The 18,112-nt window shown below is 69.2% G+C and carries 17 protein-coding genes and 1 pseudogene; 9 read left to right on the top strand and 9 right to left on the bottom strand.

Going from position 1 to position 18,112, the window contains the following annotated elements:
- The first annotated feature begins 6 nt into the window (after window positions 1-6).
- Complete coding sequence (locus tag ACQ859_RS09210; protein WP_431265519.1) at window positions 7-609, top strand: hypothetical protein; 603 nt, start codon at window positions 7-9, stop codon at window positions 607-609.
- Window positions 610-614: 5 nt separating this feature from the next.
- Window positions 615-1,490: a cyanophycinase gene (locus ACQ859_RS09205; RefSeq protein ID WP_431265518.1), complete on the top strand. Its 876-nt coding sequence runs from the start codon at window positions 615-617 to the stop codon at window positions 1,488-1,490.
- A 7-nt stretch (window positions 1,491-1,497) separates the two neighbouring features.
- Here ACQ859_RS09205 and ACQ859_RS09200 read toward each other — a convergent pair whose 3' ends face one another.
- On the bottom strand, window positions 1,498-2,322 hold the full coding sequence (locus ACQ859_RS09200) for an NAD(P)H-dependent oxidoreductase (protein ID WP_431265517.1): 825 nt from the start codon (window positions 2,320-2,322) through the stop codon (window positions 1,498-1,500).
- 100 nt (window positions 2,323-2,422) lie between these two features.
- Here ACQ859_RS09200 and ACQ859_RS09195 point away from each other — a divergent pair.
- The 3 genes and pseudogenes from ACQ859_RS09195 to ACQ859_RS09185 all read left to right on the top strand — a co-directional run bounded on the left by ACQ859_RS09195 (window position 2,423) and on the right by ACQ859_RS09185 (window position 5,529).
- Window positions 2,423-3,345, top strand: a pseudogene (locus tag ACQ859_RS09195) (LysR family transcriptional regulator).
- Window positions 3,346-3,536: 191 nt separating this feature from the next.
- Window positions 3,537-3,962 carry a tripartite tricarboxylate transporter TctB family protein gene (locus ACQ859_RS09190; RefSeq protein WP_431265516.1) on the top strand — a complete coding sequence of 142 codons (426 nt, stop codon included), beginning with the start codon at window positions 3,537-3,539 and terminating at the stop codon, window positions 3,960-3,962.
- A 10-nt stretch (window positions 3,963-3,972) separates the two neighbouring features.
- Entirely contained in the window at window positions 3,973-5,529 is a 1,557-nt protein-coding gene (locus tag ACQ859_RS09185) for a tripartite tricarboxylate transporter permease (protein ID WP_431265515.1), read from the top strand.
- Between the two features lie 124 nt (window positions 5,530-5,653).
- On the opposite strand, the gene ureG is transcribed toward ACQ859_RS09185, so the two are convergent.
- Genes ureG through ACQ859_RS09150 form a run of 7 tightly spaced genes read right to left on the bottom strand, consistent with a single transcriptional unit; the run spans window position 5,654 to window position 10,692 of the window.
- Window positions 5,654-6,316, bottom strand: a complete 663-nt coding sequence (gene ureG, locus ACQ859_RS09180) for an urease accessory protein UreG (protein ID WP_431265514.1) — start codon at window positions 6,314-6,316, stop codon at window positions 5,654-5,656.
- Complete coding sequence (locus ACQ859_RS09175; RefSeq protein WP_431265513.1) at window positions 6,313-7,026, bottom strand: urease accessory protein UreF; 714 nt, start codon at window positions 7,024-7,026, stop codon at window positions 6,313-6,315. The genes ureG and ACQ859_RS09175 overlap by 4 nt, the downstream gene beginning before the upstream one ends.
- On the bottom strand, window positions 7,010-7,645 hold the full coding sequence (gene ureE, locus ACQ859_RS09170) for an urease accessory protein UreE (protein ID WP_431265512.1): 636 nt from the start codon (window positions 7,643-7,645) through the stop codon (window positions 7,010-7,012). The genes ACQ859_RS09175 and ureE overlap by 17 nt, the downstream gene beginning before the upstream one ends.
- Window positions 7,646-9,364: an urease subunit alpha gene (gene ureC / locus ACQ859_RS09165; protein WP_431265511.1), complete on the bottom strand. Its 1,719-nt coding sequence runs from the start codon at window positions 9,362-9,364 to the stop codon at window positions 7,646-7,648.
- Window positions 9,364-9,669, bottom strand: coding sequence for an urease subunit beta (locus ACQ859_RS09160; protein ID WP_431048296.1), 306 nt, complete (start codon window positions 9,667-9,669; stop codon window positions 9,364-9,366). Before ACQ859_RS09160 ends, ureC begins: the two co-directional genes overlap by 1 nt.
- A gap of 20 nt (window positions 9,670-9,689) precedes the next feature.
- Complete coding sequence (locus tag ACQ859_RS09155) at window positions 9,690-10,349, bottom strand: HupE/UreJ family protein (RefSeq protein ID WP_431265510.1); 660 nt, start codon at window positions 10,347-10,349, stop codon at window positions 9,690-9,692.
- A gap of 40 nt (window positions 10,350-10,389) precedes the next feature.
- On the bottom strand, window positions 10,390-10,692 hold the full coding sequence (locus ACQ859_RS09150) for an urease subunit gamma (RefSeq protein ID WP_431258832.1): 303 nt from the start codon (window positions 10,690-10,692) through the stop codon (window positions 10,390-10,392).
- Window positions 10,693-10,802: 110 nt separating this feature from the next.
- On the opposite strand from ACQ859_RS09150, the gene ACQ859_RS09145 reads away from it, so the two are divergent.
- From ACQ859_RS09145 to ACQ859_RS09130, 4 genes are all read left to right on the top strand, one after another.
- Entirely contained in the window at window positions 10,803-14,270 is a 3,468-nt protein-coding gene (locus ACQ859_RS09145; protein WP_431265509.1) for a hybrid sensor histidine kinase/response regulator, read from the top strand.
- A gap of 56 nt (window positions 14,271-14,326) precedes the next feature.
- Complete coding sequence (locus tag ACQ859_RS09140) at window positions 14,327-15,376, top strand: response regulator (RefSeq protein WP_431265508.1); 1,050 nt, start codon at window positions 14,327-14,329, stop codon at window positions 15,374-15,376.
- A 170-nt stretch (window positions 15,377-15,546) separates the two neighbouring features.
- Window positions 15,547-16,368: an oxidoreductase gene (locus tag ACQ859_RS09135; protein ID WP_431265507.1), complete on the top strand. Its 822-nt coding sequence runs from the start codon at window positions 15,547-15,549 to the stop codon at window positions 16,366-16,368.
- A gap of 52 nt (window positions 16,369-16,420) precedes the next feature.
- Window positions 16,421-17,326 carry an AraC family transcriptional regulator ligand-binding domain-containing protein gene (locus ACQ859_RS09130; RefSeq protein ID WP_431265506.1) on the top strand — a complete coding sequence of 302 codons (906 nt, stop codon included), beginning with the start codon at window positions 16,421-16,423 and terminating at the stop codon, window positions 17,324-17,326.
- Here the strand turns inward: ACQ859_RS09130 and ACQ859_RS09125 are convergent.
- Window positions 17,323-18,111: a hypothetical protein gene (locus tag ACQ859_RS09125; protein WP_431265505.1), complete on the bottom strand. Its 789-nt coding sequence runs from the start codon at window positions 18,109-18,111 to the stop codon at window positions 17,323-17,325. The genes ACQ859_RS09130 and ACQ859_RS09125 overlap by 4 nt on opposite strands.
- Window position 18,112: the final 1 nt, after the last annotated feature.

The following is an 18,112-nucleotide window of genomic DNA, read 5'->3' as shown; positions in this document are numbered from 1 at the left end:
GGCTCGATGGGCAAGAAAAGCGAGGAACGCGCCCGCAGGAAGGCCGTCGCCCAGGCCAGGTTCGAGGCTGGCAAACCGGCGATGCTCGCCCGGGTTCCGGCAACGGACACGCCGCGTCATGCCATGGCGCCCGCCCCCAACGCCGCCCCCCGTCTGGCCCCACATCTCGCCCGAGCGGCAACTGCCGCTGCGCACACGCCAAAGACGCGCGAGGACGGCAGCCGCTTCCATGCCCGAATGACCTGGTGCACCACGCGCGCGGACGTGGACGACCGCTGGTCCTGGGGTGAACCTCGCGCATGGTCAGAGGAAGAGTGGGACGAGACGATCCATCCGCCGATGCGCGACCTCGCCGGGCTCACGTGGGGCGAGATCGACAAGCTCGCCTCAGGGACAGGCCACAAGATGCATCACCTGCACGAAGTGGGTGATCTGATTGAAGAAGCCCAGCAACGCTGGGTGAGCCTTGACCTTGATCAATTCGACTCGGTCTTCCGGTTTCGTCTCAGCGGCCAGAAACGTCGCGCCTGGGGATTCATCGTCGACGCGCACTTCCACTTCGTGTGGTGGGACCGCGAACACTCCCTGTATCCGACCGAGCCCCATTGAACGCCATGTCCTCCAGTCCGTCCCCCCACGTCCCTGCCCTGCTCGCCCTCATCGGCGGCAACGAGGACCGGCTGACGCCGGGGACGGTGCTGCGCGAACTGATCGCGGCGTGTCATGACGGGCGTTCTGCCACCGCGCCGCTGCAGCCGCTGCAGGTCGTCGTCCTCAGCACCGCGAGCGGCGAGCCCGACCTGCTCCGGTCCCAGTACGAACCCGCCTTCCGCGCACTCGGTGCCGAGCCGCGCTGGCTCGATCCACGTGACCGTGGCGCGGCCGGCGCCACCGATACGCTCGACGCCATGCGCGCCGCTGATCTGCTCTTCATGACCGGCGGCGATCAGGAGCGGCTGGTCGACGTGATCGTCGACACGCCGTTGCATGCGCTCATCCGCGAACGCCATCGCGCCGGTGAACTCGCCATCGCCGGCACCAGCGCCGGAGCGTCGGCACTCGGCGCGCACATGCCGGTGGGTGATCTCGACGAGCAGTTCGCCGGTCCGCCGCAACCGCTGCACCGCGCGCTCGGGCTGATGCCCGCGCTCGTCGTTGATCAGCATTTCGCACAGCGCAAGCGCCATGCTCGGCTGCTGCGGCTCGTGTCGCTCGATCCGAGACGGCTCGGCGTCGGCATCGACGAGGACACCGCGCTGCTCGTTCGTCCGGATGTCGGCCTGCAGGTCGTGGGCAGCGGCGCGGCGACCGTCATCGACGCCGGCCGCGCCAGCGATCGACGCGAGCCCGCCGGCGTCATCGCATTGGAGAACCTCGGCTTCTATCTGCTCGCCGCGGGTACCTCGCTGAGCTTCAACGATCCGGCCGTGCCGCCGCATCTGCTGCGCGTGCTGCACGCGATCGCCGCCTCGGCCTCGCTGCGCGACTGACGGGCGATCAGAGACCAGCGGCCACGTGCGCCGCGAATCCGGTGACGCCCGGCGCGACCTCGTCGCCCAGCTCGTGGCCATCGGGATAGTCCCCGCCGTTCTGCGCGCGGAAGGCCACCGGCGCTTCGTCGAAGACATGAGCCAGCCGCTCGCGCCACGCAGCGGCGGCGACCTCGACCGCTTCCGGCGTCATCCGCCCCGCCCCGTGCACCGCGTGCGTCTTCAGCACCGACATGCCGGGATAGAACAAGGTGCCATGCGTGATCGGGAACAGCAGCTGATCGATCGGCCCGTTGATGCCACGCGGGCCGTAATCGGCGGCCGGACCACCGGTCGTGACCGACACCATCGCGCGCCGGCCTTCGAATCCGCCCTCGCCGTAGCGCACGCGGTTGCCTTGCCCGTTGCGCCCGTAGGCCAGACCGCGCGCCCAGACGCGGTCGATCCAGCCCTTCATGATCGCCGGCATGCCGAACCACCACAGCGGGAACTGCAGGATCACCAGATCCGCAGCGAGCAGCTTGCGCTGCTCCTCGACGACGTCGGCCGGTTGATGCCCATGCTCGAAAGCGTGGCCCGACTCGCGCACGAAGTCCAGGCGGTCGGCGTCGGTGCGGACCGGAAAGTCCTGCTCGTCGTAGACGGCCTTCCAGCCCATCGCATAGAGGTCGGACTGCAGCACCTCGTGGCCGGTGGCACGCAGCGTCTGCCCGGCGACGTCGACCAGCGTGCGCGTCAGCGAGGTCCGCTCCGGTTGGGCGTGGACGATCAGCACGGTCTTGCGATCGGAGGTGTCGGCATCGGGGAAGTCGGTATCGGCGGAACGGGTCATGTGAGGCTCCAGGAAGTGGAAATGGTTCGGGAATGAACGCAGTCTGACGATCCGATCCCCATCCGTGAAATCACGACTTCTCTGTCCTACTATCGATGCAATGGATACCAGCCGCCTCGACCTGAACCTGCTCGTGACGCTCGAAGCGCTGCTGAACGAGCGCAACGTGACCCGCGCCGCCGCACGCCTGAGCCTGAGCCAGCCCGCCGTCAGCGCGCAGCTCGCGCGGCTGCGCGATGTCTTCGAGGATCCGCTGCTGCTGCCCGCGCAGCGCGGCATGACACCGACGGCGAAGGCCCTGTCACTGCTGGAGCCGCTGCGCCTGGCGCTGGACCAGGTGCGCAACGTCGCGAGCTCGCACCTGAACTTCGACCCGGCCACTGCCGACCTCACCGTCACGATCGCGGCCTCGGACTACCTGCAGGCCAGCGTCCTGCAGCCGCTGGTGCTGCGGCTGCGCCGCGAGGCGCCCGGCATCCGCATCGCCGTGCGTCACATGGACCCGGCCCAGCACGCCGCGCAGATGGCGCGCGGCGATGTCGACCTCGGCCTGATGCAGCCGATCGAGGCCGCACCGAGCCTGCGCATGCGCGCGTTGTTCCACGAACGCTATGTGCTGATCGCCCGCCGCGGTCATCCGGCGCTGGCAGGCAAGCCGGGCGGGAAGGCGATCGGCAAGCTGAGCGCGAAGGCCTTCGCCAGGCTGGAGCAGGTCATCGTCTCCCCGCGGGCGGCGCGTTCTCCACGCCGGTCGACCAGGCCCTGGCCGGCCTCGGCCTGAAGCGCCAGGTCGTGCTCTCCGCCGCGTCCTTCCTCTTCGTGCCGGACATCGTCAGCCGTTCCGACCTGGTGGCGCTGGTGCCGGAACGCCTCGTCAAGGGCCGCGCCGCCGGTCTGCAAGTCCTGGCCCCGCCGTTGCCCATTGAGGGTTTCGACATCGCCATGGTCTGGCACGAACGCAACCAGGGTCACGTCGCGCAACGCTGGCTGCGCGAGCAGATGCTGGCGGTGGGTGGGACGTGACGACGTCGTGAATCAACGACGTTTCGACGTCGTCGAAACACCCATACAACGTATGTCAAACAGCTTCTTAACTTGAAGCTGTCGGCAAGCTGTCGAGACGCGCTCGACAGCCTCCCGCTGCGCAGAAATGCGTACGACACGCGGAAGCCGCGCCGGAACCATGGGCACATCTCGATACCTCCCGGTGTGCCATGACCCTCAATCGTTCACTCGCCCGAGGCCTGTTCCTCGCCGCGGTGGCCCTGTTCTTCGGACTGGGCGCGCTGCGTTATCCCATCGGCCGCATGGACCATGCCGGCGCCGGCATGTTCCCGCTGATGATCAGCATCCTGCTGGGCCTGGTGGCCGTGGCCACCATCGTGCGCGGCGTCGTCGCCGGCGGCCCCGGCCTGGAGTTCAAGGTCAAGAACATCGGCCTGATCCTGGCCGCGCTGTGCGCGTTCTCGCTGACCTCGCGCTTCGTCAACATGTCCGCCGGCATCGTCGTGATGGTCTTCATCGCGACCGCCGCCGGCAGCAACTACTCCTGGAAACGCAACGTGGTGATCTCGATCGGCCTGCTGGCCATCGCCTTCGCCTTCCAGAAGTTCCTCGGCCTCAACCTGCCGCTGCTCTAAGGCACCGACCATGGACATCCTCCACAACCTCGCGTTCGGCTTCGAGCACGCGCTGACCTGGCAGAACCTGATGTTCTGCGCGATCGGCTGCGTCGTCGGCACCCTCGTCGGCCTGCTGCCGGGCCTCGGCCCGCTGGCCACCATCAGCGTGCTGCTGCCGCTGACCTACTCCATCCCCGTCAACGGCGCGCTGATCATGCTCGCCGGCATCTACTACGGCGCGCAGTACGGCGACAGCGTCAGCGCCATCACGATGAAGATCCCGCATGCGAGCTCCATCGTGGCCTGCATCGACGGGTACCAGATGACCTTGAAGGGGAAGACGGGTCTCGCCCTCTTCACCGCGGGCATCTCGAGCTTCATCGGCGGCACCGTCGCCATCGTCGTGCTGGCCTGCCTGGCACCGACGCTGGGTGAAGTGGCCTTCCTGTTCGGCCCGGCCGACTACTGCTCGCTGATGCTGCTCGGCTTCCTCTGCGTGAGCTTCGTGACCACCGGCAGCCTGCTCAACGGCCTGGCCATGTGCCTGATCGGCGTGCTCTTCGGCCAGATCGGCACCGACGTCAACAGCGGCCTGGAGCGCTACACCTTCGACATGCCCTTCCTCGCGGAAGGCGTGGGCCTGGTGAGCATCGCGCTGGGCTGCTTCGGCATCGCGGAGATCTCCAAGAACCTGGACGCCAAGAACGAGCGCACGCCCTTCAACGGCAAGATCCACCTGATGCCGACCTGGCCCGAGTTCAAGCGCATCATCCCGAGCGCCCTGCGCGGCAGCGTGATCGGCTCGGTGCTGGGCATCCTGCCCGGCGGCGGCCCGACGATCGCCCAGTTCGCGGCCTACGCCGTGGACAAGAAGGTCAGCAAGTACCGCCACGAGATCGGCGACGGCGCCATCGAAGGCGTGGCCGGCCAGGCCGCGGCCGACGAGGCCGCCGCCCGCACCAGCTTCATCCCGCTGATGTCCATCGGCATCCCGGAGAACCCGGTGATGGCGCTGATGATGGCCGCGTTCATCATCAAGGGCATCCAGCCGGGTCCCAACATGATCGGCGGACACCCGGACATCTTCTGGGGCCTGGTCGCCTCGATGTGGGTGGGCAACGTGTTCCTGGTCGTGCTGAACGTGCCGCTGGTGCGCTACTGGCTGTCGGTCTTCAAGATCCCGTACAACGTGCTGTTCCCGTCGATCCTGTTCTTCTGCTGCATCGGCACCTTCAGCGTCAACAACAACCTCGACGACATCTTCGTCACCGCGGCCTTCGGCCTGGCCGGCTACATCTTCATGCGGCTGGACATGGACCCCGCGCCGCTGATGCTGGGCTTCATCCTGGGCCCGATGCTGGAAGAGAACTTCCGTCGCGCGATGCTGATCAGCCGCGGCCACTTCGACGTCTTCGTGCAGCGCCCGATCAGCGCGACGCTGCTGGCGATCATCGCGTTCTTCATCGCGTGGCAGTTCATCGCCTTCATCCTGTCCAACCGCAAGGGCGCGAAGGCCGCGGGTGGTCATGACGACGACGACACCAAGGGCAAGGACGGCGGCGGGGTGACGCCGCAGGTGGCTTGATTCTCCCCCACCGGCGCGGCGACCACCGCCGCGCCGGGCGCGTTCGGGCGCGCTCCGCCACCTTCAGCCGCCGGTCGTGATCACGACCGGCGGCATTTTCTTCCCGCGCCGGCGTGCGCCGGGCTCAGGCCGTGCCCAGCATGCCCTTCTGCTCGATGAACGCGACCACCTGGTCCAGCCCGCTCAAGGTCTTCAGGTTGGTCATCACGAAAGGCCGGGTCGGCCGCATGCGTTTCGTGTCCGCTTCCATCACGTCGAGGTTGGCGCCGACGTGCGGCGCGAGGTCGGTCTTGTTGATCACGAACAGGTCGCTCTTCGTGATGCCGGGACCGCCCTTGCGCGGGATCTTCTCGCCGGCGGCGACGTCGATCACGTAGATCGTCAGGTCGCTCAGCTCCGGACTGAAGGTTGCGGCGAGGTTGTCGCCGCCGGACTCGATGAACACGACGTCCGCCTCGGGGAACTGGGCCAGCATGCGGTCGATCGCCTCGAGGTTGATCGACGCGTCCTCCCGGATTGCCGTGTGCGGGCAGCCGCCGGTCTCCACGCCCAGGATGCGCTCCGCGGGCAGCGCTCCGCTGATGGTCAGCAGGCGCTGGTCTTCCTTCGTGTAGATGTCGTTGGTGATCGCGACCAGGTCCCACTTCTCGCGCATCGCCTTGCAGAGCATCTCCAGCAGCGTCGTCTTGCCGGAGCCGACCGGTCCGCCGATGCCGACGCGCAACGGTGGCAGGCGCTTGGTGCGACCGGGGACGTGATGGAGGGCAGTGGTGGAAGTCGTGCTCATGATCGGAACAACCGGGAGTACTGGGTTTCGTGGCGCGCCGCGAGGACCGACAGCATCGGCGCGAACAGCTGCCGCCGCGCGGGCGGCGTGGCGATGGCCTCGGCCACCGCGGCGGGGATCTCGGATGCGAGGCGCGTCAGCACGCGCTGGCCGGCGGTCTGGCCCAGCGGCACGGCCTTGAGCGCCGCCTGGACCTGGTTCTCCGCCCAGCCGAAGGCCTGCGAGAACAGGGCCTGTTCGACGGGGACATCGATCGTGGCGAGCGCCAGCGACATGACGAAGGCGTAGGGCAGCGGCTGCCCGTCGGCGCAGGCCGTGAGCAACGCGAGCTGCGCGGGCGAGGCCATCGGCTGGCCGCGCAGCCAGACCAGCAGCGACTGGCCCATCTGCTCGCTCTGCAGGCGGGCCTCGGCGCCGTCGCGCGTCATGCGCATCCAGCGGACGATCTCGCGCAGCGCGGGGTCGTCGCCGGACCGCCAGGCCGCGATGCCCTGGGCGATCGCCGCGAGGTCGCCGCGCGCGAGCAGCCACAGCTGCTGGCTGAGCCACGCGCCGGCGCTGACGTCGTCGTGCACGAGACCGTGCTCGACCGCCGCCTCCAGCACCTCCGAATACGAGAACGCGCCGATCGGCAAGGCCGGCGACGCGAGCCACGTCAGCCGCAGCAGCGGCGGAACGGGATCGACGACGGGATCAGTGGTCGTGACCACAGCCCGGACCGTGCACATGGGGCGCCGGAGCGGCCTGGATCGCGATGGTCTTCCTGCCGGCGGGCTTGTGGTCGTGCGCGTGGCCTTCGTCGTGCGAATGCCCGTGACCGTGGTCGTGGCCGGCGCCGTGCGAGTGACCGTGGTCATGCGCGTGGCCGTGGCCGCCGGCCGCGTAGGCGCCGGCTTCGGGCTCGAAGGTCTCCTCGACCTCGTTCACGATCAGGTGCATCGCGCGCAGCATGTCGGCGAGCACGTGATCGGGCTCGATCTTGAGGTGATCCGGCTTCAATTCGATCTGCACGTGGCGGTTGCCGAGGTGATACGCCGCGCGCACCAGATCGAAGGGCGAGCCGTGCGCCGTGCAGGCGGTGATGCGGAGCAGCGCCTGCGGCGCCGCGACGACGCGCACCAGCGAGCCGTCTTCCGCCACCAGCACGTCGCCGCCGCGCACCGTGGTGCCGCGCGGCAGGAAGACGCCGAGCTCGCGGCCCTGGCTGTCCGTGGCTTGGAAACGGCTCTTCTGGCGCGTGTCCCAGTCGAGCGTCACGGCGGCGGCGCGCTTGAGCAGGACGGGCGCCAGGCCGGCGCCCTGGGCGAGCAGTTTGGAGACTTGGATCATTCAGAACAGGAAGTAGCGCTGCGCCATCGGAAGCACCGAGGCAGGCTCGCAGTGCAGCAACAGGCCGTCGGCGCGCACCGCATAGGTCTGGGGGTCGACCTCCATCCGCGGGGCATAGTCATTGTGGACCATGTCCTTCTTGCCCACGCCGCGGATGCCCTTCACCGCGACCGCGGTCTTGGCCAGGCCGTAACGCTGCGGCGCCCCCGCCGTGATCGCCGCCTGCGACACGAAGCTCAGCGACGCCCGCGCCAGCGAGCCGCCGAAGCTGCCGAACATCGGCCGGTAGTGCACCGGTTGCGGCGTCGGGATCGACGCGTTGGGATCACCCATCGCGGCCATCGCGATCACGCCGCCCTTGAGGATCAGCGACGGCTTCACGCCGAAGAAGGCCGGCTTCCAGATCACCAGGTCGGCCCACTTGCCGACCTCGATGCTGCCGACCTCGTGGCTCACGCCGTGCGCGATCGCCGGGTTGATCGCCAGCTTGGCGACGTAGCGCTTCACGCGGCCGTTGTCGTGGCGCTCGCTGTCGCCCGGCAGCTGGCCGCGCTGCTGCTTCATCTTGTGCGCGGTCTGCCAGCAGCGCAGCACCACCTCGCCCACGCGGCCCATCGCCTGCGAGTCCGAGCTGAACATGCTGATCGCGCCGAGGTCGTGCAGGATGTCCTCGGCCGCGATCGTCTCCTTGCGGATGCGGCTCTCGGCGAAGGCCAGGTCCTCCGCGATCGCGGGGTCCAGGTGGTGGCACACCATCAGCATGTCGACGTGCTCGTCGAGCGTGTTGATCGTGTAGGGCCGCGTCGGGTTGGTGGAGCTCGGCAGCACGTTGGCCTCGCCAACGACTTTCAGGATGTCGGGCGCATGGCCGCCGCCGGCACCCTCCGTGTGGAAGGTGTGGATGGTGCGGCCCTTGAAGGCGGCCACCGTGTCCTCGACGAAGCCGCTCTCGTTGAGCGTGTCGGTGTGGATCGCCACCTGCGTGTCGGTGACCTCGGCCACGTCCAGGCAGTTGGAGATCGCGGCGGGCGTCGTGCCCCAGTCCTCGTGCAGCTTCAGGCCGATCGCGCCAGCCTCGATCTGTTCGACGAGGCCTTCGGGCCGGCTCGCGTTGCCCTTGCCCAGGAAGCCCAGGTTCATCGGGAACGCGTCGGCGGCCTGCAGCATGCGCTCGATGTGCCACGGCCCCGGCGTGCAGGTGGTGGCGAAGGTGCCGGTCGCCGGACCGGTGCCGCCGCCCAGCATCGTCGTCACGCCGCTGGCGAGCGCCTCCTCGATCTGCTGCGGGCAGATGAAGTGGATGTGCGAGTCGATCGCGCCGGCGGTGACGATCGCGCCCTCGCAGGCGATGACCTCGGTGCCGGGGCCGATGACGATGTCCACGCCCGGCTGCGTGTCCGGATTGCCGGCCTTGCCGATCGCGACGATGCGGTGGTCCTTCAGGCCGATGTCGGCCTTCACGATGCCCCAGTGGTCGAGGATCAGCGCGTTCGTCATCACGGTGTCGACGGCGCCCTGCGCGCGGGTGCGCTGCGACTGCGCCATCCCGTCGCGGATGGTCTTGCCGCCGCCGAACTTCACTTCCTCGCCGTAGCCGCCGGCGCGCAGGGTCAGGTCCTGCTCGACCTCGATGACGAGATCGGTGTCGGCCAGCCGGACACGGTCGCCGACGGTCGGGCCGAACATCTCGGCGTAGGCACGTTTGCCGATGCGGGCCATCAGAGCGCTCCCTGGATCAGTCCGCGGAAGCCCCAGACCTCGCGGCTGCCGGCGTAGTCGACCAGCTCCACGGTGCGTTGCTGGCCGGGCTCGAAGCGCACGGCGGTGCCGGACGCGATGTTCAGGCGCATGCCGCGCGCGGCTTCGCGGTCGAAAACCAGCGCGCCGTTGGTCTCGGCGAAGTGGTAGTGGGAGCCGACCTGGATGGGCCGGTCCGCGCCGTTGACCACGGTCAGCGTCAGCGTGCGGCGGCCCGGGTTGAGCATCAGCTCGCCATCGTCGACCAGCAACTCGCCGGGCGTCATGCCGGGCGTCATGCCGGGCGTCATGCGACCACCACGCGGGCGAGCAGCCCCAGACCGAGCAGCGCGATCGCGCCGCCTGCAGCGCGCGACCACACCGGCGCCAACGAACGCAGCTTCATCCCGATGGCGAGACCGCCCGCATGCAGCAGCGCGGTCGCCAGGACCATGCCGGCAAGCGCGGCGCCGCCTTGCAGCTCGGCGCCGTGCGCCAGGCCGTGGAAGACCGCGAAGGCGCCGACCAGTGCGGCCGACATCGTCGTGCCCAGCCGCCAGCGCGCGGCGGCGACCAGTCCCAGCACGAGCACCGAGGCGGCGACCATGGGCTCAACACCTGGCACCTGGAAGCCCTCGTCCGCGAGCGCGAATCCGGTCAGCGCGCCCGCCAGCAGCAGCCCGGCGAAGGCGAACGGCGCCGCCAGCATGCGGCGTCCGGTCTGCGTCAGCGCGCTCCACAGGCCGACGGCGAGCATCGCGGCCAGATGGTCGAGCCCGGTGAACGGATGGGAGAAGCCGGCGCCGAACACGGCAACGGCGCTCTGGGTGCCGTGGTCGTGCGGAACGCCTTCGCCGGTATGGGCGAAGACGAAGACGGGCAGCACGGCGGCGACGGTCAGGGCGAGCGCCTGGAGGGCCGTCACGGCGGCGTCGGCGAAGGACGCGGGAAGGAGTCGAGCGGTCATCGCGGTCCTCAGGGGAATCAATGGATCGGGGGCTCGTCGATCAGGGGATCGGCTGGTGGACGGTGACGAGCTTGGTGCCGTCGGGGAAGGTGGCCTCGACCTGGATGTCGGGGATCATCTCGGCCACGCCGTCCATGACGTCGTCGCGGGTGAGGAGCTCGCGCCCCTCCTTCATCATCTGGGCGACGGTCTTGCCGTCACGGGCGCCTTCCATGACGGCGGCGCTGAGGAAGGCGACGGCTTCCGGGTAGTTGAGCTTCAACCCTCGCGCCTTGCGCCGCTCGGCGAGCAGCGCGGCGGTGAAGATCAGCAGCTTGTCTTTTTCGCGGGGCGTGAGTTCCATGGCCGGCGGTGATGTGGCGACGATGCGCCATTCTTGGTCCCGGTCCTGTCTCTAGCAAGCCCCATGCCGGTGCGGGCACGGTTCATGCATTTCCTGGACGGCCCCCGCCCATGGACGCTCCCCTGCCCTCCCAAGACGCCCCGCAGCACATCATCAAGCTGCGGCGGGACTACAACGCCTGGGTGGCGCGGGAGACGATGGAGGACTACGCGCTGCGCTACACGCCGCAGCGCTTCCGGCGCTGGTCGACCTGGCGCGTGGCCAACACCGCCTTCGGGGCCGCGTCCTTCCTGATCCTGGAAGCCGTCGGCGCGACGCTGCTGCTGCACTACGGCTGGACCAACGCGGCGCTGGCGATCCTGGCGACCGGGCTGATCATCTTCCTGGCCGGCCTCCCGATCAGCGTCTACGCGGCCCGCCACGGTGTCGACATGGACCTGCTCACGCGCGGCGCGGGCTTCGGCTACATCGGCTCGACCTTGACCTCGCTGATCTACGCGAGCTTCACCTTCATCTTCTTCGCGCTCGAAGCTGCGGTGATGGCCTACGCGCTGGAGCTGGCGCTCGACATCCCGCCGCAGTGGGGCTACCTGATCTGCGCGGTGGTCGTCATCCCGCTGGTGACCCACGGCATCTCGGCGATCAGCCGGCTGCAGCTCTGGACCCAGCCACTGTGGCTGGCGCTGCTGGTGCTGCCCTTCGCGTGGGTGGGGTGGCGTCATCCTGGTGCATTCGACGGCATCACGACCCAGGTTGGGTCGCAGTCGGGCACCGCGGCCTTCGACGTGCACGCCTTCGGTGCGGCACTGACCGTCGGCGTGGCGCTGATCACCCAGATGGGCGAGCAGGCCGACTACCTGCGCTTCATGCCCCGCCAGACGAAGGAGAACCGCCTGCGCTGGTGGGCCGCCGTGCTCGCCGGCGGACCGGGCTGGATCGTGCTGGGCGTACTGAAGATGCTGGGCGGCGCGCTGCTGGCCTACCTGGCCGTCAGCCATGCGGTGCCCGCCGAGCGCGCCGTCGATCCCAACCAGATGTACCTGGCCGCCTACGAGTACGTGTTCCCGCAATACGGCTGGGCGGTGGCGGTGACGGCGCTGTTCGTCGTCGTGTCGCAGCTCAAGATCAACGTCACCAACGCCTATGCGGGCTCGCTGGCGTGGAGCAACTTCTTCTCCCGGCTGACGCACAGCCATCCGGGCCGCGTCGTGTGGGTGGTCTTCAACACGCTGATCGCCTTCATGCTGATGTCGATGAACGTGTTCGAGGCGCTCGGACACGTGCTCGGCCTCTACGCCAACATCGCCATCGCCTGGATCATGGCCGTCGTCGCGGACCTGGTGATCAACAAGCCGCTCGGCCTCTCGCCGCCCGGGATCGAGTTCAAGCGCGCCCACCTCTACGACGTCAATCCGGTCGGCGTCGGCGCGATGGCGCTGGCCTCGGTGCTGTCGGTGGCGGCCCACCTGGGCGTGATGGGCACGCTGGCGCAGGCGTGGTCGGCGGCGATCGCGATGGTGACCGCGCTGATCACGGCGCCGCTGATCGCCTGGGCGACGAAGGGGCGTTACTACCTCGCGCGGCCGGCGGCGGAGATCGCCGCGGCGAAGACGGAGGGCGTGCGCCGCTGCGTGATCTGCGAGCGCGACTACGAAGGCCCGGACATGGCGCACTGCCCCGCCTACCGCGGTCCGATCTGCTCGCTGTGCTGCACGCTGGACGCGCGCTGCGGCGACCTGTGCAAGCCGCAGGCGAGCCTGGCCGCGCAATGGACCGCCGCGCTGCGCCGGGTGCTGCCGCAACGCAGCTGGCGCTACATCGACACCGGGCTCGGCCACTACCTGCTGCTGATGGGGGTGATCACGCCGCTGCTGGCGACGCTGTTCGGGCTGCTCTATCACCAGCAGCTGCAGCAGTTGCCGCCGCTGCTCGATCTGGCGGCCCAGGAGGCCCTGCGCGTCAGCCTGCGCTCCGGCATGCTGAAGACCTTCCTCGCGCTGCTGCTGGTGGCGGGCACCGTCGCGTGGTGGCTGGTGCTGGCGCATCAGAGCCGCGTGGTCGCGCAGGAGGAATCCAAGCGCCAGACGCAGGCGCTGATGCGCGAGATCGCCTCGCACCGCCGCACCGACGAGGCGCTGCAGGGCGCGCGGCTGCAGGCCGAGCGCGCGCAGGCCGCGGCGGAAGCCGCCAACCAGGCCAAGAGCCGCTACATCAGCACCATCAGCCACGAGTTGCGCACGCCGCTGAACAGCATCCTCGGCTACGCGCAGCTGATGGCGGCGGATGCCTCGCTGCCGCCGCAACGGCGTCAGGCGGTGCAGGTCATCAAGCGCGGCGGCGAGCACCTGATGCAGCTGATCGACGGCACGCTGGACATCGCGCGCATCGAGGCCGGCCGGCTGAGCCTGGAGCCGGCGCCGGTGCGCTTCGACGAGCTGCTGCGCGAGCTGGCCGACATGTTCGAGCCGCAGGCGGCGGCGAAGGGCCTGCGCTTCCGCTTCGAGCCGCAAGGCTCGCTGCCCGAATGGGTGCGCGCGGACGAACAGCGGCTGCGTCAGATCCTGATCAACCTGCTGGGCAACGCGATCAAGTTCACCGGCGAGGGCGAAGTCACGCTGCGCGTGCGGCACGGCCGCGAGATGGCGACGCTGGAGATCGCCGACACCGGTCCCGGCATGGACGCGGCGGAGCTGGCGCGGATCTTCGAGCCTTTCGCGCGCGGCACCAGCGGCGCCGGTGGCGCGCCGGGCGCGGGACTCGGATTGACGATCTCCAAGATGCTCACGGCGTTGATGGGTGGCGAGATGTCGGCGATCAGCGAACCCGGCCGCGGATCGACCTTCAAGGTCCGCCTGTTCCTGCCGGAGCTGCACGGCCGCATCTGGGACACGCCGCGCATGCGCCGCGCGGCGAAGGAGCGGCTCGGCCTGGACGGCGTGTCGCCGCGGGTGCTGATCGTCGACAACGAGTCGGACGATCGCCAGCTGCTGATCGAGTTGCTGGAGCCGCTCGGCTTCACGGTGCGCGATGCCTCGAGCGGCCATGACGCGCTCGACCTCGTCGCGGCGGGCTGGGTGCCGGACGCGGTGCTGATGGACCTCGCGATGCCGGGCATCGACGGCTGGGAAACGATCCGGCGGCTGCGCCGGATGCTGGGCGACCTCGGCGTGAACGCGCCGGCGGTGGCGGTGGTCTCGGCGAATGCATTCGAGCGTGGCCAGGAGAACGACGCCGGCATCGCCGCGCGCGACTTCATCCTGAAGCCGGTGCGGCACGAGCTGCTGCTCGACTGGCTGACCGAGCAGCTGTCGCTGTCGTGGCGCGTCGGCCCCGAGCGCGCGACACCCGATCCCCAACCGGCCGCCGTGCCGGTGAACGTGCCGCCGATCGAACGGCTGAGCGGCTTGCGCGAGGCGCTGCAGCTCGGCTACTACCGCGGCGTGCTGCAGCAGCTCGACGGGATCGAAGCGGCCGACGCCGCGTGGCGGCCCTTCTGCGAAGCGCAGCGCGCATTGGCGCGGCAGTTCCAGTTCGAGGCGATGCTGCGCGGACTGGCGCGCAGCGAGAACCCCGCGTGACCGCGGCCATGACGGTGAGCGTGGCCTTGACCCCGACAGATGTTGGACGACCTGCGATGAACTCTCCACTCCCTTCCGCCGTGGCCGCGCTGCTGGACCAGCAGCAAGGCGATCGTGTCCTGATGGTGGACGACGTGCCGGACAACCTGTCGCTGCTGCATGACGCGCTCGACGAGCACGGCTACATCGTGCTGGCGGCGACCAGCGGCGAGGCCGCGCTGGCCTGCGTGCAGCAGGGCCGGCCCGACATCGTGCTGCTGGACGCGATGATGCCGGGCATGGACGGCTTCGAGGTCGCGCGGCGGCTCAAGGCCGATCCCTCGACCGCGCACATCCCGATCATCTTCATGACCGGGCTGACGGAGACGGAGCATCTGGTCGCCGCGCTGCAGGCCGGCGGCGTCGACTACGTGACCAAGCCGCTGGACCCGCGCGCGGTGCTGGCGCGGATGCAGGTCCACCTGCAGGGCGCGCGGCAGGCGCGGCAGACGCGCCAGGCGCTGGACGCCTTCGGCTACGCGAGCATCGCGGTGCGTGCGTCGTCGGGCCGACTGCTGTGGCAGACGCCGCTGGCGCGCGAGCTGCTGCAGCTCTACTACGGCACGATCGCGCCACAGACGCCGGCGCCGGTGCTGGCCTGGCTGCGCAAGACGCTCGACGAGATGGCGAGCCACTCGCCCGCGGACGGCATGCCGCCTCCGGAACCTGCCCGGCTGTGCGCCGAGCTCGGCGCGCGTCGGCTGAGCTTCCGGCTGCACCACTGCATCGGCGAGGAGACACCCGGCGGCGGGCCCGGGGCAGGTCCCGCGGTCGGCGCGGCGGCTGGCGGCGACTGGCTGATCGTGATGCGCGAGGTCTCGGACGTCGCGGTGATCCGCTCGCTGGGGCTGGCCTTCAGCCTCACGGCGCGCGAGGCCGAGGTCCTCTACTGGGTCGTGAAGGGCAAGATCAACCGTGACATCGGCGAGATCCTCGGCGCCAGCCCTGCGACGGTGAAGAAGCACCTGGAGCGCATCCACGCCAAGCTCGGCGTGGAGACTCGCACGGCAGCGGCCTCGATGGCGCTCACGCGGGTCAGGGAGATGCATCCGCAGTGGGAGGTCTGAGGACCGGGGCCGGGTCACCGGCAGTCCGGCGCGGTTCTGACGCGGTCTGACACGTTTAGAGCAATGGCGCGATCAGGTGGCGCGATCGGATGACAGGCTGGCGGAATCGGATTGGCGCGCGGGGCACCGCTCGCGGACCATGGCGGCACATCAACCTCCAGTCCCTCGACATGCGTCCCCAACAACAACCCGTGGCCCTCGTGACCGGCGCCTCCTCCGGCATGGGCAAGGATTTCGCCTTGCGCCTGATCGCCGAGGGCTACCTCGTCTACGCCACCGCCCGCCGGTTCGACCGGCTTGAAGCGGTCCGCGCGGCCGGCGGCAGGACGCTGGCCATGGACGTGACCGACGACGACTCGATGTCGTCGGCCGTCGAACGGATCCTCGCGGAGCAGGGACGCATCGACGTCCTCATCAACAACGCCGGCTACGGCCAGTACGGCGCGCTCGAGGATGTGCCCCTGGCCGAAGGCCGCCGGCAGATGGAGACCAACCTGTTCGGCGCGGCGCGGCTGGTCCAGCTCTGCCTGCCCGCCATGCGGGCGCAGGGCCGCGGGAAGATCATCAACATCTCGTCGATCGGCGGCAAGCTCGCCTCGCCGATGGGCGGCTGGTACCACGCCTCGAAGTTCGCGCTGGAAGGCTACTCGGACGCGCTGCGCAATGAGGTGGCACAGTTCGGCATCGACGTGGTCGTCATCGAGCCGGGCGGCGTGGCCTCGGAATGGGCCGGCATCGCTTCGGAGGAGGCGCTGCGGCACTCCGGCACCGGCGCCTACGCGGGGCTCGCCAACAAGTTCAACGACCTGCAGAAGCAGATCACCAACAACCCCGGGCCGAAGGTGATCAGCGATCTGGTGATCCAGGCGCTCAAGGCCAGACGCCCGAAGGCCCGGTACCACGGCGGCTTCCTCGCCGCCCCGATGCTCTTCCTGCGCTACGTCCTGTCCGACCGGCTCTTCGATCGCATGATCAGGATGGCGATGCGATGAAAGAGGTGCGTTGAGGGAGACGCGATGAGAGAGATCCGATGAGGGAGATGCGATGAGAGCGACCCACATCCCGATGGTGGCGTCCGTCTCGGCGCGGCTGGCGGCACTCGGCCTCGACGTGGACGTCGTCGCCGCACGGGCTGGCATCCCGACGGGATTCAACCGGCGACCGGGCACGGGTCTGGACACCCGGCAGTTCTTCGCCTTCTGGCGCGCGGTCGCCGAGTTGTCGGGCGACCCCTTGATCGGATTGAAGATCGGCGGTGAGGTCGGTCCGTCGCAGCTGGAGGCGGTGTCGGTGGCGGCGCTGCATTCGGCGACCTTCGGCGACGCGCTGGCCCGGCTCGCGCGCTACAAGGGCCTGTGCTGTCCTGAGGAAGTACGCGTCGAGCGCGCGGGCGGCGGCGGCGGCGGCGGCGGCGGCGGCGGCGGCGGCGGCGGCGAGGCCGACGGTGAACGCGATCTCGCTCGCCTGAGCTTCCATTGGATCCTGGCCAAGGAGTCCTGCCCGCCGATCATCAGCGACGCGGCCTTCGCCTCGGCTCACGCGCTGGCGCGTGTGGGCACCGGCCGGACGGTCGTCCCCCGCCGCCTGGAGCTGATGCGGACGCCGTCGGACACCGCGCCTTACGCGGCGCATTTCGGTTGCGAAGTCCGCACCGGTTGCATCGGCGATGCGCTGGTCTACGACGCACAGGCGCTGGATCTCCCCTTCGTCACGCGCAACGAGGATCTGCTCGCGGTGCTCGTGCCGGCGCTCGACGCCCAACTCGACGCACTGGGCGAGCCCGACATCGAGGCGCGGGCCCGCACGGTGCTGATGAAGAGGATGCGCGGCGACCGCCCCACCATCGACACGCTCGCGCGCGAGCTCAACATGAGCGCCCGCTCGCTGCAGCGCCGGCTCGGCGAGGCCGGCACCAGCTACCAGACGGTGCTGGATCACGTTCCTGCCTAGCCACGCAGCTTCATCCGCTGATCCTGCATCACCCGTACTCCGTCCAGCTGCGGTGCACAAGCAGGCACGATCGCCTGCAGCAGATCCGCGTCGATCGCGTCGAGCACGTCAATGTCCAATTCGCGCCAAGCGCGCCGGCCGGGTGCGCTTCGAGCCAGACGAAGAATCTGCTGGACCTTCACCCCAACCCTCGCCTGGAACTCGCCTTTCCCGAAGGCGTGCAGCAACAGGGCCGCTTTCGCGACATCAATGGCCCACCGCGCCTGGGTCAGCACATGCGGCCCCTTCCTGTCGATGTCCGAGAAACCGACCGCGTTCTGAAGCCGGGACTCAAGCAGGTCGAAGGGTTCCATCACCCGGATGGTGAAGCCCTCATGCAGTTGCACCGGCATCGCGTTTGCAATCACACGCCGTGTGAACTCGACCGTCTTCTTCGGTGTGCTGACCGTATACAGCTGGTGCAGCACGTCGATGTTGCCGAACTTCCCCGCAGCACCGGACATTCGAATCTGCGCCACAAGCGCGGAGCGAGCCGTTGACGGTGTCTTCATCAATCGAGCGTTGAGTCCGTGGGCAAGCTCGGCTGCCTGCTGGATGTTTCCGATGAAGTCCGCGTCATTGGTAACGACAGCGCCTTTGGACGAAATGCCGAAGCGTTTCATCCAGAAGTTCAAGGCTTGCCCGCCGACAAGGATCAATCCGTCCCCCGCGATCGAGAGGATCCGATCGATGGCCGCATCGGTCAGAGGAACTTCATCGGCGGGAAGCTTCGGCGACGTGGTCATG

Source organism: Roseateles chitinivorans (genome assembly GCF_050632235.1).
Classification (GTDB): Bacteria; Pseudomonadota; Gammaproteobacteria; order Burkholderiales; family Burkholderiaceae_C; genus Roseateles; species Roseateles chitinivorans_A.
Note: the sequence above shows the minus strand (reverse complement) of the source record. Positions and strands in the feature narration are given on the sequence as shown.

Excerpts from the sequence above, each read along its gene's own strand:
- ACQ859_RS09125 (WP_431265505.1), bottom strand. The coding sequence starts at position 18,111 with ATGACCACGTCGCCGAAGCTTCCCGCCGATGAAGTTCCTCTGACCGAT.
- ACQ859_RS09185 (WP_431265515.1), top strand. The coding sequence starts at position 3,973 with ATGGACATCCTCCACAACCTCGCGTTCGGCTTCGAGCACGCGCTGACC.
- ACQ859_RS09155 (WP_431265510.1), bottom strand. The coding sequence starts at position 10,349 with ATGACCGCTCGACTCCTTCCCGCGTCCTTCGCCGACGCCGCCGTGACG.
- ACQ859_RS09200 (WP_431265517.1), bottom strand. The coding sequence starts at position 2,322 with ATGACCCGTTCCGCCGATACCGACTTCCCCGATGCCGACACCTCCGAT.
- ACQ859_RS09145 (WP_431265509.1), top strand. The coding sequence starts at position 10,803 with ATGGACGCTCCCCTGCCCTCCCAAGACGCCCCGCAGCACATCATCAAG.
- ACQ859_RS09140 (WP_431265508.1), top strand. The coding sequence starts at position 14,327 with ATGAACTCTCCACTCCCTTCCGCCGTGGCCGCGCTGCTGGACCAGCAG.
- ureC (WP_431265511.1), bottom strand. The coding sequence starts at position 9,364 with ATGGCCCGCATCGGCAAACGTGCCTACGCCGAGATGTTCGGCCCGACC.
- ACQ859_RS09160 (WP_431048296.1), bottom strand. The coding sequence starts at position 9,669 with ATGACGCCCGGCGAGTTGCTGGTCGACGATGGCGAGCTGATGCTCAAC.
- ureG (WP_431265514.1), bottom strand. The coding sequence starts at position 6,316 with ATGAGCACGACTTCCACCACTGCCCTCCATCACGTCCCCGGTCGCACC.
- ureE (WP_431265512.1), bottom strand. The coding sequence starts at position 7,645 with ATGATCCAAGTCTCCAAACTGCTCGCCCAGGGCGCCGGCCTGGCGCCC.
- ACQ859_RS09135 (WP_431265507.1), top strand. The coding sequence starts at position 15,547 with ATGCGTCCCCAACAACAACCCGTGGCCCTCGTGACCGGCGCCTCCTCC.
- ACQ859_RS09130 (WP_431265506.1), top strand. The coding sequence starts at position 16,421 with ATGAGAGCGACCCACATCCCGATGGTGGCGTCCGTCTCGGCGCGGCTG.
- ACQ859_RS09190 (WP_431265516.1), top strand. The coding sequence starts at position 3,537 with ATGACCCTCAATCGTTCACTCGCCCGAGGCCTGTTCCTCGCCGCGGTG.
- ACQ859_RS09210 (WP_431265519.1), top strand. The coding sequence starts at position 7 with ATGGGCAAGAAAAGCGAGGAACGCGCCCGCAGGAAGGCCGTCGCCCAG.
- ACQ859_RS09150 (WP_431258832.1), bottom strand. The coding sequence starts at position 10,692 with ATGGAACTCACGCCCCGCGAAAAAGACAAGCTGCTGATCTTCACCGCC.
- ACQ859_RS09205 (WP_431265518.1), top strand. The coding sequence starts at position 615 with ATGTCCTCCAGTCCGTCCCCCCACGTCCCTGCCCTGCTCGCCCTCATC.